This is a genomic window from Cellulomonas sp. RIT-PI-Y (assembly GCF_025642745.1).
GTDB lineage: Bacteria > Actinomycetota > Actinomycetes > Actinomycetales > Cellulomonadaceae > Cellulomonas.
This window is the reverse complement of sequence record NZ_JANZKP010000007.1, coordinates 40,374-55,493: the sequence shown is the minus strand read 5'-3', so window position 1 is coordinate 55,493 and position 15,120 is coordinate 40,374. Positions and strand designations below refer to the sequence as shown.

The following is a 15,120-nucleotide window of genomic DNA, read 5'->3' as shown; positions in this document are numbered from 1 at the left end:
AAGAAGTGGCGACTCCCTCGAGTGCGCGTGTGCGCGCCGGACGGATCCGGCGTTTTGCCTTCGCCGAGCACTGTACTCCGTGGGACGCGGTGCGCTGGCGACGCGCGTCAGGCGTCGTGGTGCAGGGGCGTGAAGAAGTTGACCAGGGTGCCGTCCGGGTCCCGGATCAGCAAGGAGCGATTGCCCCACGGCATGTCGGCCGGCTCGCCCACGACGGTGTGGACGATCTCGCGGAGCACGGCGAAGGTCGCGTCGACGTCGTCGACCAGGAAGTCGAGGACGACGCTGCGATTCGCCCGGGCCTGCGCGACCCCGGCACCGAGCGCGGGCACCGTCGCGGTGCTCGCGATCGCGAGGGTGCCGGCCGGGGTGCGCAGCTCGGCGAACATCGGGTGCAGCCGGGTGGCTCGCAGGCCGGTGGTGGCCTCGTAGAACGCGACGAGGGCGTCGACGTCGTCGGTGAAGAGCCGGGTGGCCGACAGCTGCATGGTGTGTCTCCTCCGCTGGTCACCTCCCGCGCTGGTCGCGGGGGCGGTCGTCGCGGACGCTAGGGCGGATACCGGGCGGAATCCGTCCGGTAGAGGAGGATCATGGTGGTCATGGCCGATCCGACCGCACGGACGTTGCGCCTGCTCGATCTGCTGCAGTCCGCCGAGCGGCGTGGTGTCGCCGAGCGGGCGGAGCGGCTGGGCGTCGACGAACGCACGATCCGGCGCGACGTCCAGCGGCTGACCGCGGCCGGTGTGCGGGTGGAGTCCGACCGGGGCAGGTACGGCGGCTATCGCCTCGCGACGGGGTCGCGGGTGCTGCCGATCGTGTTCACCGCGGAGGAGACGGTCGCGGTGTTCCTCGGGCTCGCCCAGGCACGGGCGACGGGCTGCCGGATCCCGGCGTGCTGCTGACCCTGGCCGAGGCGGTCGAATCCCGTCGGGTGGTGGACCTGCGCTACCAGGACCGTCGGGGCGCACCCTCTCGACGTGACATCCACCCGCACGGCCTGGCCGCGAACGTGGGCCGGTGGTACCTGGTGGCCACGGACGCGGACGCGGGGGAGGACCGGACGTTCCGGGTGGACCGGATCCGCACGGCCCGCGCCCGCTGCACGACGTTCCCCGCCCGCGCCGAGCCCGTCTCGGAGGCCGGGTTGACCGATCGCTTCGCCGACGCCGACTACCGCTGGCGGGTCGTGCTGCACGTCGACGCGAGTGCGGCCCGGCTGCGCGACCACCTCCCGTCGAGCGTGGCCCGGATCGAACCGCTGGCGGCCGGGCCGGGGGAGCCCGACCCGGACCGGCGCTGGCACCGCGCGGAGATCCACGCCGAGCGCCTGGACTGGATCCCCGCGGTCATCGCGGCCCTCGGGTGCGAGGTGGTGGTCGAGACCCCGGACGAGCTGCGCGACCTGATGCGGGAGACCGCGGACCGGATGCGGCGCGCCGCCGTGCCCGCCGAGCCCCGCTGACGGTCCGGCGTCGGGTGAACGGCGTGGCGGGCCGGACCGCGCCGGCCGGCGTCAGCCCTCGCGGTCCAGCTCGTCGAGCAGGTCGACGGCGGCGCGCGCGTAGTCGCCGATCCACCGGTCGTGCAGGCGCTTGATCGGGAGCGGGGCCAGGGTGAGGTGCCGCTCCCGGCCGATCCGCCGACCGGTCACCAGCTCGGCCCGTTCGAGCACCCGCAGGTGCTGCAGGACCGTGGTGCGGTCGAGGTCCGGGAAGGCCGCGCAGAGCTCACCCGTGGTGCAGGACCCCGCCTTGAGGGTGTCGAGCATCCGGCGCCGGACCGGCGAGGCGAGGGCTTTGAACACCAGGTCGTCGCGATCGTTGACGCCCGGCTCCGACATGTTGTAAAACTATCACATGAGCGACGAGGCGACGCAGGCACTCACCGAACTGTCCTTCGCGGTGTCGGGGCGGATCGGCCGACCCGTCCAGCAGGTGTACGAGGCGGTCGCCGATCCGGCGCAGCTGTCCCGGTACTTCACCACCGGTGGCGCCCGTGGCCGGCTCGTGGCGGGGGAGACGGTGACCTGGGCCTTCCACGACTTCCCCGGTGACGTCCCGGTGCACGTGGTGGAGGCGGACGCCCCGCACCGGATCGTCGTGCGCTGGGGGTCGGAGGAGGCCGCCGACGGCTCCGGGTACACCGTGACCACCTTCGAGTTCGAGCCGGTGGACGGCGGCACCCGTACGTTGCTGACCATCTCCGAGTCGTCCTGGCGCGCCACGCCGTCGGGGGCGACCAGCGCCTTCGGCAACTGCGAGGGGTGGACGAGCATGCTCAACGCGTTGAAGGCATGGCTCGAGCACGGCGTCGTGCTACGGGAGGGGTTCTACCGGTAGTCCCGGTCGTCAGGGCCGCCGTGCCAGGGCGAGGTTCCGGATGAGCTGGTCGCGGCTCTGTCCGTCGACGGACGCCGCCCACACCGGGGTGCCCGGAGCACTCCGCCAGGACTCCGCCGGCGGCCCGTTGTTCACCGGGTCGAATCCCAGCTGGTCGTACAGGCGGGTCACGAACGCGACCGCCACCGGATCATCGCTGGACACCACCAGCGCCTGACGGTCCGATGCGCCCCGCGGTCGGGCCGGCCGCAGGAGGGCGGGGGAGCGCGTCACCGGGCACGTGCATCGGGACCCGTCCGTGGAACTGGATATGGCTGAGCAGGGAGGCGGGCAGCTGCCGTTGCCGTAGCTCCTGGATCGTCACGCCGCCGGCGTCCGCCTCGGACAAGTGCCCGTCTCGCCAGGGCATGTCCTTGTTGTTGTCCAGCACGATCGATCCCGCGGGTTCCTCGGCCGGCAGGACCTGGGACAGCGCGTACGGGAAGGCGAGGAAGACGACGTCCGCCTGCGCGAGGATGGCGGCCCGGGCCTGCGGACGCAGCTCGGCGATCAGGCCGGACAGGGCGTGCGGCCCCCGCGAATTCGCCAGCACCACCTGGCGCTCAACGGTGCCGACCGGCTGACGCTGGTCGGGTACTACCCGGGTGTGGAGCCCGGCGGGGCCGGAGTCGGCGCCGACGAGTGGTGAGCGGCACCCCCTCCGGCCGGTGGACCGGGCTACTGGGAGTCGACCCGCCCGACAGGTTCGGTCGCGGAGGCGGCGACCGCGGCCCACGCGTCCGGGTCGACACCGAGAGCGGTCTGCAGGAACGCCGTCGTGGTGCGGCGCACCAGCTGCACCCGCTCCGGGCTCTCGTCCGTGGTGGCGGTGGAGCCGTAGTCCTGGATCCCGCCGAGGGTGTGCTCCCCGCCGAACAGCGTCACGAGGTGCCGCGCGCCCGGGCTGTGGTGGTAGACGTCGGTGAACCAGTCCGGACCGCGCGTCGACAGCAGCGACTGGTCGTGATCCCCGGCGACGACGATCGTGGGGGTCGACAGCCGGGTGAAGTCCGGGTTCATGAAGGCGAAGTTCTGCTGGGCGAAGGGCGTGAGGTCGCCGCGGGAGAGACCGGTGGTCGAGAGCAGGACGCCGGCCTTCACCCGGTGATCCGTCCGGTCCTCGCCGGGCCGTCCGTCGGCGTCCAGGACGCGCGCACCGAGCAGCATCCCGACGGACTGACCACCCCACGAGTGACCGGCCACCGCCAGGCGGTCGACCGCCACCCGGCCGGGGAGTCCGGGGACGGCCGCGAGGAGCGTGTCGAGCTCGTCGATCACGCGTTCGAGGTCGTCGACGCGGGTCCGCCAGATGTCGGTGTAGCGCGGATCGTCCGGTGTCAGCCCCAGACTCACGGAGTCCAGGAAGGTGGGCTGCACGACGACGAAGCCGTGCGCGGTCCAGTGATCCACCAGCGGATCGGCCGCGGTCATCGACTGGCCGAAGCCGTGCGCGAAGACGATCACCGGGAGATCCGAGCCCGCGGTCGGCGCGGTGATCCGGACCTCCAGGTCGGCGCCGCGGCCCGGGGAGTCGAGCGTGACGGGCCGCACGCTGATCACCTGGGGGATACGGGGAGGGGCGAGGGGAGGAGTCGACATCGAGGACCTTCCGAGCGGGAGAGGGGCTGCCGCAACGAAACGGAGCGACGTTCCGAACCGTAGTGGAACCGTGCTCCGGTTACCAGTCGATACGGAACGTCGTTCCGATAGGGCGGTGGGTTGTGCCATCATCGGGACGTGACGCCCTCCGAGGACCTCCACCGGGCCGCTCCGGGCCGTCGGCGCGATGCGGTGCGCAACCAGCGCGCGCTCCTCGACGCCGCGGGCGCGGTGTTCGCGACCTCCGGCGTGGACGCACCGGTCCGTGAGGTCGCCGCCGCCGCCGGGGTGGGAGTGGCCACGCTGTACCGGCACTTCCCGACCCGTGCGGAGCTGGTCGTCGCCGTGTACCGCCACCAGATCGACGCGTGCGCCGCCGCCGGGCCGGACCTGCTGGCCTCGGCGTCCTCGCCGTTCGCCGCGACCCTGGCCTGGGTGCACCAGTTCGTCGACTTCCTCGGCACCAAACACGGACTCGGCCGGGTGTGGGAAGGCGACGCCGCCGGATTCACCGCGCTGCACACCCTGTTCGTCGAGCGCCTGGTTCCCGTGCTCGGCGAGCTGCTGGACGCCTCCCGCGCAGCCGGGGAGGTGGTCGCACCCGTGACGCCGTACCAGTTGCTGCGGGCCGTCGGCGACCTGGTCGCCTGGGCGCCGACCGACCCGGAGTACGACGTCCGGCACATGGTGACCCTGCTGGTCGGCGGGCTGCGCCAGGCGCTGCCGGAGGGATGGGACGCCGTGCTGGCCAGCAGGGCGTAGCCCGACGATCAAGGACGTCGTGCCGCCGAGGTCACCGACGCCGACGTCGCGGAGCGCGCGCTGCCGTACCTTGTTCCGGTGAAGCCGCAGGACAGTCCAGGAGACACGGCCACGCACCTGGCCGATGCGGATCGGGAGGGGGACGCGGGCGCGTCGCGCGCTCGCTTGCTGGGACAGGTCGGCTCGCAGTTGGCCGACACGATGGTGGCCGAGGTGGCCGCCGAACGACTGACACAGATCCTGGTCCCGGCACTCGCGGACTGGTGCGTGGTCACACTGGTGGACGACGACGAGTCGCGCCCCGGGCGTCGGCGACTGCGGGACATCGCCGCCTGGCACCGCGAGGAGCAGCTGCGACCCGTCGTGCAGGACTACGCCGATGCTCGGATCGCGGCGCTCACCCCCCAGGCGTTCCTCAGCCGGGCGATCGCCGACGGCCAGACCGTCGAGGTCCGCCACGGTGCGCGTGACGCCCTGCAGGCCGTCCTGCACCCAGGACCGGTGCACGCACTCGTCGGGCAGCTGGCACCCGAGTCTCTGGCGGTGCTGCCGCTGGTCCGCGACGAGCGCACCATCGGCGCGCTGAGCCTGTTCCGCGACGCCGCCCGCAGCCCACTGACGCCGGCGGAACTGCGCACCCTGCGTGAGGTGACCGGGGCGGCCGCGCTGGCCCTCGACAATGCCCGCCGGTTCCGGCGGCAGCGTGACGTGGCGACGACGCTGCAACAGGCACTGCTCACCCCTCCGGTCGAGCCGGACCACGTGCAGATCGTGGTGCGCTACCGCCCCGCCTCCGAGGGTGCGCGCGTCGGCGGCGACTGGTACGACGCGTTCGTCCAACCCGACGGCGCGACGATCCTGGTCATCGGGGACGTCGCCGGGCACGACCTCGAGGCCGCTGCCGTGATGTCGCAGCTGCGTTCGATGCTGCGCACGATCGCCGTGGTCACCGAGGCAGGGCCCGCCGGCATCCTCGAGGCGCTGGACCGCGCCATGCGCACTCTGCGGATCTCGACCATGGCCACCGTGGTGGTCGCCCGCGTGGAACAGACCCGCGACGAACACCAGCGCGGAGAGGCCCGTCTGCGGTGGTCGAACGCCGGACATCTTCCGCCTCTGGTCGTCGGATCCGGCGGATCGGTGCGGACACTGACCGGTCGCGTCCCCGGAACACTGCTGGGCCTTCTGCCGGACAAGGGCCGTGAGGAATACGAGGTGGTGCTGGACCGCGGCTCCACCGTCCTGCTCTACACCGACGGCTTGATCGAGAACCGCACGCGTTCCCTGCACGACGGGCTCGCCCTGCTCCGTGCCGCCCTCGACGGAGCCCGGCGGGAGGATCTCGATCACCTGTGCGACCGTCTCCTGACGGACCTGCCCGCCGCTGCGGGCGAGGACGACGTCGCCCTGCTCGCGATGCGGCTACGCCGTGACCTCCAGACCTGATGGTCCTCAGAGGTCGCTTTCACCCGAACAGGCGTACGATCGTCCCAGCCCCGAGATCAACGGCCGTCACCTGACGACCTGCGTCCCGGCACGGCAGAGGAGGGCATCATGCCCGTCCCATCGCGCACCACTCGTCAACCCGGTCAGACCGGGTACGACCCGGCGGACCCGATCGCCGAGGTGGCATCTCCCGGCGGTTCGGCCGGCACCGGCCGTCAGGACCGTCTCGACCGACCCGCCCGCACGCGGACCGGATCGGCGTGGGTCGGCATCTGCGTCGGCGCGCTCGTCCTGGTCGCGCTCGTGGTGTTCATGCTCCAGAACACCGAGCCGGTCGACGTGACCTTCCTCGGGATGACCGGGACCGCGCCCCTGGCTCTGGTCCTGCTCGTCGCCGGTCTGGGTGTCGGTGTCGTCGCTCTGGTCGTCGGCGCCTTGCGCATCGGTCAGCTCCGGCGCCGCCTTCGCGCCGGCCGCCGGCCCACCGCAGCGCCGTCTCGCTCGACGCTCTGAGCGCCCCCCGGCGCCGCATACGCAGGTGCCGGACTCCCACAGACAGAGGTTGACCGTTATGTCCGCTCTCATTCGCACGCCCGCACGCACTCCCGCGGAAGACCGCACCACCGATCTGCGCCTCATGTCGGTCCTCGAATCCGGGCTGCCCGCCCGGCTGGGCACTCCGGAGGAGCCGGCCGCCTACACGGTCCCGCTGGTCTTCTCCCGGCAGGTGTCGCCCGCCGAACGACTCAGGATCGAGGACCCCGACACCGCGCGTCGCCTGACGGAGCAGACCGGCCGCACCGGCCCCGACCTCCGGCTCTCGGTCTCCGACCGGCGGCTGCTCGTGGAGTCCACCACGCTGGAGGAACTGCGCGACGGACTCGCCGACGCCCTGTCCACCATGCTGCTCGACCTCGGGACCGAACTGCGGCGAGCCAGCGCCGAGCGTGAGGTCGCCGCCGAGGCCCGAACCGCCCACGAGCAACAGCGGTCCGCCGCCGTCCATGCGACGGTCGCCACGATCAGATTCGACTAGGCCACCATGGAGCCCCCCACGTCAGCCGCCGCCGCGTCGCGCCGACCGGCACGCGAGCGGCAGGTCAGCGAGTTCACCGAACTGAGCCACAGCGTGCAGCAGTCCGGCCTGATGCGCCGCCGCTACGGGTACTACTGGACCCGTTTCGTGCTGCTCACCGCCCTGCTGGCAGGGACGTTCGCCGCGTTCGTCGTCCTCGGGCCGTCCTGGTGGCAACTGCTCACGGCCGCGGTGCTGGCGGTGCTGCTCGGTCAGGTCATGTTCCTGGGGCATGACGCCGCCCATCGGCAGATCTTCGAGTCCGGTCGGTGGAACGACTGGTCCAGCCTGGTGATCGCGAACCTCTACGCAGGGATGAGCTACGGGTGGTGGCAGCACAAGCACTCCCGGCACCACGCCAAACCGAACCAGGTCGGCGCCGACCCCGACATCGCCACCGACGTCATCGTCTTCCACACCGAGGACCTCCCGGCCGCTCGCACCGGTCTGAAGGGCTGGCTCACCCGCCGTCAGGGCTGGCTGTTCTTCCCCGTCCTCCTGCTCGAAGGGCTCAACCTGCACGTCTCGGGTGTCAAGACGATCTTCGGGCGGGGGCCGGTGAAGCGACGGCCGGTGGAGATCGCGTTCATCACATTGCGCCTCGGCGGCTACCTCGCCCTGGTGTTCTGGCTCCTGCCGATCGGGATGGCCGCCGCGTTCCTGGGCGTCCAGCTCGGCCTGTTCGGGCTGTACATGGGAGCCGTCTTCGCCCCCAACCACAAGGGGATGCCGCTCGTACCGCGCGACGCGCGGATCGACTTCCTGCGTCGACAGGTCCTCATGAGCCGCAACGTCCGGGGCAACCGTGTGATCGACACGTTCATGGGGGGCCTGAACTACCAGATCGAACACCACCTGTTCCCCAGCATGCCGCGCCCCAACCTCCGCAAGATCCAGCCCACCGTGCGCGCCTTCTGCGCCGCGCACGGGATCACCTACACCGAGACGAGCCTGCACACGTCGTACGGGATCGTCATCCGCCACCTCAACACGGTCGGACTCTCCGCGACCGATCCCTTCCAGTGCCCTCTCGCCACGGAGTACCGCTCGGCACGGTGACGTGATCCAGTCCATTCCTCCATCCGCGACCCGTCCCGGCCCCAGCGGCCGGAGAGGAGCCATCGCCATGACCGCATCCAGCCCCGTACCGCACCCGCACCGTCCTGAAGGATCCCCGGACCCGGCGTCGACACCGGGGGGTAACCCGGGAGCGAACCCCGACGACATCAACACGTCCGACGAGCACGACCAAGACGAGGAAGTCGGTGACACGCCCCGGAATCCGACGTCGAGCCCGGGCCCGGATCCCGACGACGTCGAGCCGCGCGCACCTGGTGAATGAGCGGTGATCTGATCGTGGACCGCTCGCCCGGTCGGTACGCTGCCGATCGGGCCAGTCGCATACCGGCGCGACTCCCGTCGAACTCGTTCCCGGCGGTGCGCTGACCCGCGCAACGACCTCGCGACAGCCAGGACGGTCTCGCGACAGCCAGGACAGGAAGGTCGGGTCAGCAGCATGACGCCCCTACCGGAGCCGCGGATCGCCGTCATCGGCCCCGGCGCGATCGGAACGACCGTGGCAGCCCTGCTGCACGATGCGGGCCGGACCCCGTTCATCGCCGGACGATCGGCGCGGGCGGAGCTGCGGCTCCGGTCCGAGCGGGGAACCGTGGCTGTGCCCGGACCCGTCGCCACGGACGCCGGGGGAGTGCAGCCGATGTCCGATCTGGTCTTCCTCGCGGTCAAGGCGACCCAGACCGCGGCGGCCGGCGACTGGCTGGCGGCACTGTGCGGACCGGGCACCGTGGTGTGCGTGCTGCAGAACGGCGTCGAGCAGCGCGAGCAGGTCGCTCCGCTCGTCCCCGCCGGCGAGGTCGTGCCGGCCGTCGTCTGGTTCCCGGCGGTGCGAGAGGCCGACGACGCGGTCCGCCTGCTCGCCGACCCGCGTCTCACGGTGCCGGACACCCCCGGCGGAGCGACGGTGGAGAATGCCTTGCGGGGGACCCGCTGCCGGGTGGAGATCTCGAACGATTTCCCGACCGTCGCCTGGCGGAAGCTGCTGCAGAACGCGGCTGCGGGACTCATGGCGGTGACCGGCCGGCGCTCGGGCATGTTCGCGCGGGACGACATCGGCGACCTCACGCTCGACTACCTCGCCGAGTGCCTGGTGATCGCCCGGGCCGACGGAGCCCGGCTGGACGACGACGAGCCGCAGCGGATCCTCGAGTCGTTCCGCGCCTCCCCGCCCGACCGAGGGACGTCGATCCTGGCAGACCGCGACCAGGGACGGCCCCTCGAGTGGGACATCCGCAACGGTGTCGTGCAACGGCGGGGCCGGGCCCTGGGCATCCCCACCCCGATCAGCGACGTCCTCGTGCCGCTGCTGGCGGCGACGAGCGACGGACCGGGCTGAAACACTCCGGATCCGGGTTTTCGGCCCGGTCAGGGGCGCACACTGAATGCGTCTCACCGTCGGCCGTACACGAGAGCCGTCTTTCGGGTCCGACCACGACCCACGGGGTCTGGTGTCCGCCGGACTCACCCGCCACGGCCGCTCGCGCGCACGCCCGGCCCTGGTCGCGCAACGGAGCCACCACCAGACGCCTGAGTCTGTCGCCTCTCGTGACCCGTCCCACCCGGAGAGCGCCACCTCCGCCTGGGTACGACCCACCGCTGAGCGCGCTCCGAGCGCCAGCTCATCGCTCATCGCCAGCACCAAGACGGGCCGGGCCCCCCGACCCCGCTCAGCACGGCAGGGCCACCTCGGCCGTCGCTGTGATGCCGTCGACGGACCAATACCGTGGTTGATCGAACGGCCGATCGGGAGTCGTCCGAAGGAGAGAATCCCTGATGGGCGAGGTCGTGGTGTACGGGTCGGCGTCGGTCGACGTTTTCGTCTCGGACCGCACCGACCTGCCCGGGTCACTGTTCGACCGGCGTCGCCGGGTATCGACACCGGTCGTCCTCGAGGAGCCTGCTCGGCATCCTCCGCCGGGCCGATACCCGGGACGATTCAGTGCTCCTGAGGCCGAGCCGTCCGCGGGAGCAACGGGACGAGGAGGCAGCAGAGCAACACGATGGCGCCGACGACCGCGACGCTGGCCGACATGCCGCCGATCGAAGCTGCGCCGGAGCCCGCGAAGAACACCGTCGTGATCGCAGCGCTCCCACCGGCGTTGGAGAGTTGCTGCACGGCGTTGAGCGATCCGCTCGCACTGCCCGTCTCGTGAGGGTCGACGTCTCCGAGGGCGAAGCTGAAGATCGTGCCGAAGCACGCGCCCATGCCGAGTCCGATGACCACCAGGGGAGTGGTGAGCGACCACAGGCCGACGCCGGCGCCCGCCAGGTGGACGAGGACGCCGAGCCACGCTGTTCCGGCCAGTGTGAGCAGGAGCCCGATCAGCACCAGCGTGCGACCGAGCCTCGCCATGACCACAGCGCCGGCGATCGACGCGATGATCAGACCGATAGCGACCGGCGCGAGCCCCAGCGAGGCCCTGAAGGCGTCGTAGTGCAACACGCTTTGGAGGAACAGGGAAACCGTGTAGGTCACGCCCGAGACAGCGGCGAAGTACAGCACGCCCATGAGCAGACCCGAGGCGAAGCCGCGGTTCTTCAGCAGTGAGGGAGTGATGATCGGAGCCTTCGCCACTCGCTGGCGCCAGACGAACAGGAATGCCCCGATCACTCCGAGGCCCAGGGACGCGAACGGCATCGCACCCCAGCCGGAGGACGAGCCCTGGATCAGACCACCGAGCAGCCCGAGCATCGCGACACCGAGCAAACCGGCGCCGACGCCATCGATCACGACGGACCGCTCCCCGGCGTCCTGCGGGAGGACTGTCAGGGCGAGGGCGACCGTGAGCAGCCCGATGACGATGTTGATCAAGAACATCGGGCGCCAGCCCAGCCCGAACAGGTCGGCCTGGATGACGAACCCGGCGAGGATCGGGCCGCCGACTGCGGCCACACCCATGACCGGGCCGAAGGCGCTGAAGGCTTTGCCGACCTCCTCCTTGGAGTAGGCCGCGAGCAGCAGCCCGAACCCCTGGGGGATGAGGAGGGCACCGAACGTCCCCTGGAGGAGCCGGCTGACGATGAACATCATCGGCCCGAAGGCGAGCCCGCACGCCGCGGATGCCACCGTGAAGCCGATCAGGCCGATGAGGAACATCCGACGGCGTCCGAAGCGGTCACCTAGCCGGCCACCCACGACGAGGAGCACTCCGAGCGTCAGGGAGTAGCTCGCGCCGGCCCACTGGATCAGGCCCTGGCCGCCACTGAGTCCGGCGGAGATCGATGGGGCGGCGATGTTCGTGATCGTGGCGTCCAGGAGGTCGAGGATGTCGGCCACGAGCACGACCATGAGGATGAGGGTGCGCCGCAACGGCGGGGTGACCCGCGGGGTTGTGGCAGTGATGGTGGGCATGAGGGCTCCTGACCTGGAACGAACACGGTTCGTCACGACCGATGTTCGTCGACGATACGGTCGAACGTCGTTCGTGGCAAACATCGTTCGATACACTCGCGTCATGCGCAGTCGAGAACCGCAACCGGTGAGCCGTCGTGGGCGGCCGGCCAAGCCGCCGCTGAGCAGGGAGTCGATCGCGGCTGCGGGACTCCGTGTCGTCGACTCCGAGGGCCTGAGCGCCCTCACGATGCGCAGGGTCGCGCGCGAGCTCGACACCGGTGCCGCATCGCTGTACGTCTACGTCGACAACCGGGACGACCTCCTCGCGGCCATGATCGACAGCGAGCTCGCCGCCGTTGTCGTCCCGACGGAGGGCAGCTGGCAGGAGAAGGTCACCGCCCTGGTCCGGTCTCAGGTCGCCGCGCTGACCCGTCACCGAAGCCTCGCGGTCGCGGCCCTCGGGGCCATCCCGATATCGACGAACGTGAGCCGGCTGGCCGAACACCTGCTGAGCGCACTGCTCGAGTCCGGGATCGACCGCCGCACGGCGGCGTGGGCAGTGGACCTCATCGGCGTGTGGACGAGCGCGACCGCCGCCGAGCAGACCATCAACGACGAACGCGCAGCCCGGGGCGAGGTCGAGGCGGGCTACCTCAAGCGGATCAACGAGTACTACGACACGCTGGACCCGGCGGTGTACCCGACCATCCTCGGCATGCGGGACCTCTTGTTGAGCGGAGGCGATGAGGAGCGTGCGGAGTGGGGAATCAATGTGATCCTCAACGGCATCCTCGCGACGCCCGTCCCGTCAGACACTCCGCCGGGCTGATCGGTGCTCGTGCACCGTTCATCCTCCAGCCGGTCCAGTCAAGGTTGGCGGTGCTCGCCGCAATGCGGGCCACCGCTGTGCACGGACCTGGCCGTCGGCTGGGGAGCGCCGACCTCCTGGATGCAGGATCGGTTCGACGCTGGCATCGCCCGCGAGGTACCGGAGCCGCACGACGCGTTCCTCGGCCGACCGCGGATCAGAGCAGCGTCCAGACCATTACTGGCACCTCTTGCATATCAGGGTTGGTCGTGCTTCGTCGTGAGAGGGTCTTCAGCGACGTTGCATCATCCGCCCGGAACGACCGCCTAGGAGGCACTGCCGTCGGACTTCAGCCGTCGAGCATCACTCCCAGGTGGGTAAGACCTTCGACGAGCAGTGCGCTGCACTCCGCCGCAGCGAGCCAGCGCGGGCCATGCAGCTCGACCATCGCGATGTCTTCGACGTCATGGACAGGGGAGGGGGCTTGCGATACGTCGAGGACTGCGATGAGACCGGAGTGCCGGAAGCCGATCGGGTCGCCCGAGCTGTCGCGGACGACGACGAGGTCGAACTCGTGCCACGACGGCACGTGCGCCACCGTCACTCCGCATTCCTCGATCAGCTCTCGCCGCAGCGTCTGCTCCGGAGTCTCACCGACCTCAGGAGTGCCACCCGGAAGATCGAGCAGTCCTGTGTACGGTCCCCGGGACTTCCGGATCAAGGGGATCCGGCCGCCTTTGTCGAGCCAGATCCCGTAGACGCCGCGATGCTGCACACGCGAGACGGTGTCACGCGTGAGGTCGGAAGGTCGGCGCCTATCGGGGAAACACCCGCACGGCAGAGCTACGGCACCGGCGCCTGCTCGCGGCCCACCGCAGCCGGGCGTCGAGGCAGCAGGGCGGCGATCCCCATGGTCTGCCTTGGTCGAAGCCGCTCACGTGCGCATGGAGAAGGGGTGGCTCAACGAACCTGGGTGCCTCAGGGGTACTGATCAAAGCAGCGCGCAGGCGACAGTCTGACATAACGTCCATTATCGGCACTGCACGGATCGGCATTCCTGGTTCGACGCCGGGGCCTATTGCGACCGGCTGATCGGCAATTTCCAGGCGATCACGGGCGGCGACGATGTTCGGGCCGTTCTGCTGGCCGTGTCGGCGGTCGAGACGGACCGCGACGACGCGGCGTCCGGGCGCGGTGTGGCGCTCGGGTGCGTGATCGAGCCTGGCGGCCTGGCGTTCCTGGATGCGGTGCTCGTGCTGCTGCGGGTCCGTCTGGCGGACGCCGCCGTGGTCGCTCGTGCGTGGGACGAGCCGGTGCCGTACCTGCTGACCGACGCCGGAGTCGCGGCGGTGCAGCATGCGTGAGCACGAATCGACGGTCATCGCGGAGCCGTCCGACGCCGCGACACTTCGGCAGATCGCCGGTGAGTTCAACCTGACGGCCGAGGCCGCTCGGGAGCTGCTGGAGCTTGGCGGCGGTCACGCTCTGGATGAGGTGCTGAGTCCCCGTGTGTCGGTCATTTACCGGCTCGTGCTCAGGGGCGTCCTGTGACGGCGCGGGTGTCGGCATTGGCTGAGCATCGGGAGCAGACGGCGGCGGCGACTCGTGACGGGCGCTGCTACCGCACCGGGTGCCTGTCCCCTGTGGCTGTTCGGTTCATCGATCCGGCGCTGTTCGTGGATTCCGCGTGCACGGTGCACGGTCGGGAGCTGTGGCACGGCCGTGGTGGTGGCCGGGCCGAGGCCGCTGGCCGGTTCGCGGTCGCACGTGTCGGGGGTGACGCGTGACATGGGGACCCGCTTCGTTGCCGGGCTGGGCCTGGTCGGCCTCGGTCTCGCCGGACTCGTCGGCGTCGTCGGAACCGGAATCCACGCTCTCACCGGTCCCGGTCGAATCTTCGTCGCCGGAGCCGTCGCCGGAGGCCTCGCAGTCGCCTTCGGACGACGTGCCCGCCGCCGTCTGCGGGACGCAGGAGTCGCCGTGCTTCGTGTCGCTGAGCCCGGACGCGATGGCGCTGGCGCTCGGGTTCGCGACGGTGGGCGTGGTGTCGGTGCTGCTGCTCGCAGTGATCGCCGTCCGGCTGCTGACGCGGTGACGTGGGTGGTGCCGTCGTGATCGCTGAGTTCGTCGTCGCCGTGGGTGTGTTCCTCGTGGCTCCGCTCGCCGTCGTCTGGGCGGCTGACGCGGCTGGGAGGGCTGCCCGATGGATCTGACCGGGGTCGAGTTGTTCGGCCAGATGGTCACTGGAACTGCCGTCGCTGTCGCGGTCGGTACTGCCGTGGCCCTCGCGTACAAGGTGCGCGAGTGGTCCGGCGCGCACGGGTGAGCAACCGCTCCCCCGTCACTCAACAGAGAGGTAATGCCATGTTCAACCTTCTGGCCGCCGCGGTCGAGCCCGGTTCCGGCGTCGACTCGGTGTTCTCGTCCGCCAGCGGCGAGCTGAACGTCGCGGTCCCGGCCATCGTCGGCGGCGTCGCCGTGATCCTGGGCCTGGCCTGGGTGATCCGGTCGATCTTCATCGCGAACAAGGCCGCGAAGAAGGCCTCGAACCAGATCGGTTCCTGACCTACTCCCCTGCTGGGTGGCCCCGTCTCGACCTCGGGGCCACCCGGCAGGACTTCTACCGTACGAAAGGAGCCCG

At 70.8% G+C, this 15,120-nt stretch carries 20 protein-coding genes; 13 read left to right on the top strand and 7 right to left on the bottom strand.

The genetic code is table 11. The features are described 5' to 3' along the window. Nucleotides 1-107: 107 nt before the first annotated feature. Nucleotides 108-488, bottom strand: coding sequence for a VOC family protein (locus tag OGL89_RS04190; protein WP_263118618.1), 381 nt, complete (start codon nt 486-488; stop codon nt 108-110). 111 nt (nt 489-599) lie between these two features. Here OGL89_RS04190 and OGL89_RS04185 point away from each other — a divergent pair, with 111 nt between their 5' ends. Together OGL89_RS04185 and OGL89_RS04180 are read left to right on the top strand one after the other, a co-directional pair. Continuing rightward, on the top strand, nt 600-902 hold the full coding sequence (locus OGL89_RS04185) for an HTH domain-containing protein (protein ID WP_263118617.1): 303 nt from the start codon (nt 600-602) through the stop codon (nt 900-902). After that, nucleotides 893-1,462 carry a WYL domain-containing protein gene (locus OGL89_RS04180; RefSeq protein WP_263118616.1) on the top strand — a complete coding sequence of 190 codons (570 nt, stop codon included), beginning with the start codon at nt 893-895 and terminating at the stop codon, nt 1,460-1,462. The genes OGL89_RS04185 and OGL89_RS04180 overlap by 10 nt, the downstream gene beginning before the upstream one ends. A gap of 51 nt (nt 1,463-1,513) precedes the next feature. Here OGL89_RS04180 and OGL89_RS04175 read toward each other — a convergent pair whose 3' ends face one another. Beyond that, the gene (locus OGL89_RS04175; RefSeq protein WP_263118615.1) at nt 1,514-1,840 is read right to left on the bottom strand and encodes a metalloregulator ArsR/SmtB family transcription factor; all 327 of its coding nucleotides are present in this window, start codon (nt 1,838-1,840) and stop codon (nt 1,514-1,516) included. A gap of 16 nt (nt 1,841-1,856) precedes the next feature. Here OGL89_RS04175 and OGL89_RS04170 point away from each other — a divergent pair, with 16 nt between their 5' ends. Then, nucleotides 1,857-2,339: an SRPBCC domain-containing protein gene (locus OGL89_RS04170; RefSeq protein ID WP_263118614.1), complete on the top strand. Its 483-nt coding sequence runs from the start codon at nt 1,857-1,859 to the stop codon at nt 2,337-2,339. Between the two features lie 9 nt (nt 2,340-2,348). Here the strand turns inward: OGL89_RS04170 and OGL89_RS04165 are convergent, their stop codons facing one another. From OGL89_RS04165 to OGL89_RS04155, 3 genes are all read right to left on the bottom strand, one after another. Further along, a complete protein-coding gene (locus OGL89_RS04165) occupies nt 2,349-2,543 on the bottom strand; it encodes a hypothetical protein (protein ID WP_263118613.1) in 195 nt (64 codons plus the stop codon). Then, nucleotides 2,530-2,931 (bottom strand): hypothetical protein, encoded by a 402-nt coding sequence (locus tag OGL89_RS04160; protein ID WP_263118612.1) that lies wholly within the window; start codon nt 2,929-2,931, stop codon nt 2,530-2,532. The genes OGL89_RS04165 and OGL89_RS04160 overlap by 14 nt, the downstream gene beginning before the upstream one ends. A gap of 125 nt (nt 2,932-3,056) precedes the next feature. After that, on the bottom strand, nt 3,057-3,929 hold the full coding sequence (locus OGL89_RS04155) for a chlorophyllase (RefSeq protein WP_263118611.1): 873 nt from the start codon (nt 3,927-3,929) through the stop codon (nt 3,057-3,059). 186 nt (nt 3,930-4,115) lie between these two features. Here OGL89_RS04155 and OGL89_RS04150 point away from each other — a divergent pair, with 186 nt between their 5' ends. The 6 genes from OGL89_RS04150 to OGL89_RS04125 all read left to right on the top strand — a co-directional run bounded on the left by OGL89_RS04150 (nt 4,116) and on the right by OGL89_RS04125 (nt 9,673). Further along, entirely contained in the window at nt 4,116-4,739 is a 624-nt protein-coding gene (locus OGL89_RS04150) for a TetR/AcrR family transcriptional regulator (RefSeq protein ID WP_263118610.1), read from the top strand. Nucleotides 4,740-4,817: 78 nt separating this feature from the next. Next, the gene (locus OGL89_RS04145; RefSeq protein ID WP_263118609.1) at nt 4,818-6,185 is read left to right on the top strand and encodes a GAF domain-containing SpoIIE family protein phosphatase; all 1,368 of its coding nucleotides are present in this window, start codon (nt 4,818-4,820) and stop codon (nt 6,183-6,185) included. Between the two features lie 108 nt (nt 6,186-6,293). Continuing rightward, the gene (locus OGL89_RS04140; RefSeq protein ID WP_263118608.1) at nt 6,294-6,698 is read left to right on the top strand and encodes a lipopolysaccharide assembly protein LapA domain-containing protein; all 405 of its coding nucleotides are present in this window, start codon (nt 6,294-6,296) and stop codon (nt 6,696-6,698) included. Between the two features lie 124 nt (nt 6,699-6,822). Next, nucleotides 6,823-7,221 (top strand): hypothetical protein, encoded by a 399-nt coding sequence (locus OGL89_RS04135; protein ID WP_263118606.1) that lies wholly within the window; start codon nt 6,823-6,825, stop codon nt 7,219-7,221. Nucleotides 7,222-7,227: 6 nt separating this feature from the next. Further along, on the top strand, nt 7,228-8,319 hold the full coding sequence (locus tag OGL89_RS04130; protein WP_263118605.1) for an acyl-CoA desaturase: 1,092 nt from the start codon (nt 7,228-7,230) through the stop codon (nt 8,317-8,319). A gap of 457 nt (nt 8,320-8,776) precedes the next feature. Further along, nucleotides 8,777-9,673: an oxidoreductase gene (locus OGL89_RS04125; protein WP_263118604.1), complete on the top strand. Its 897-nt coding sequence runs from the start codon at nt 8,777-8,779 to the stop codon at nt 9,671-9,673. A 600-nt stretch (nt 9,674-10,273) separates the two neighbouring features. On the opposite strand, the gene OGL89_RS04120 is transcribed toward OGL89_RS04125, so the two are convergent. After that, the gene (locus tag OGL89_RS04120) at nt 10,274-11,689 is read right to left on the bottom strand and encodes an MFS transporter (protein ID WP_263118603.1); all 1,416 of its coding nucleotides are present in this window, start codon (nt 11,687-11,689) and stop codon (nt 10,274-10,276) included. A gap of 127 nt (nt 11,690-11,816) precedes the next feature. Between OGL89_RS04120 and OGL89_RS04115 the strand changes: the two genes are divergently transcribed. Further along, complete coding sequence (locus OGL89_RS04115) at nt 11,817-12,500, top strand: TetR/AcrR family transcriptional regulator (protein ID WP_263118602.1); 684 nt, start codon at nt 11,817-11,819, stop codon at nt 12,498-12,500. 328 nt (nt 12,501-12,828) lie between these two features. Here the strand turns inward: OGL89_RS04115 and OGL89_RS04110 are convergent, their stop codons facing one another. Next, nucleotides 12,829-13,254 (bottom strand): NUDIX domain-containing protein, encoded by a 426-nt coding sequence (locus OGL89_RS04110; protein ID WP_263118601.1) that lies wholly within the window; start codon nt 13,252-13,254, stop codon nt 12,829-12,831. A 436-nt stretch (nt 13,255-13,690) separates the two neighbouring features. Here OGL89_RS04110 and OGL89_RS04105 point away from each other — a divergent pair, with 436 nt between their 5' ends. The 3 genes from OGL89_RS04105 (at nt 13,691) to OGL89_RS04095 (ending at nt 15,044) form a co-directional block, all read left to right on the top strand. Next, a complete protein-coding gene (locus OGL89_RS04105; protein ID WP_263118600.1) occupies nt 13,691-13,843 on the top strand; it encodes a hypothetical protein in 153 nt (50 codons plus the stop codon). Continuing rightward, nucleotides 13,836-14,030: a hypothetical protein gene (locus tag OGL89_RS04100; protein ID WP_263118599.1), complete on the top strand. Its 195-nt coding sequence runs from the start codon at nt 13,836-13,838 to the stop codon at nt 14,028-14,030. Before OGL89_RS04105 ends, OGL89_RS04100 begins: the two co-directional genes overlap by 8 nt. 813 nt (nt 14,031-14,843) lie before the next feature. Continuing rightward, nucleotides 14,844-15,044 (top strand): hypothetical protein, encoded by a 201-nt coding sequence (locus OGL89_RS04095; RefSeq protein WP_263118598.1) that lies wholly within the window; start codon nt 14,844-14,846, stop codon nt 15,042-15,044. Nucleotides 15,045-15,120: the final 76 nt, after the last annotated feature.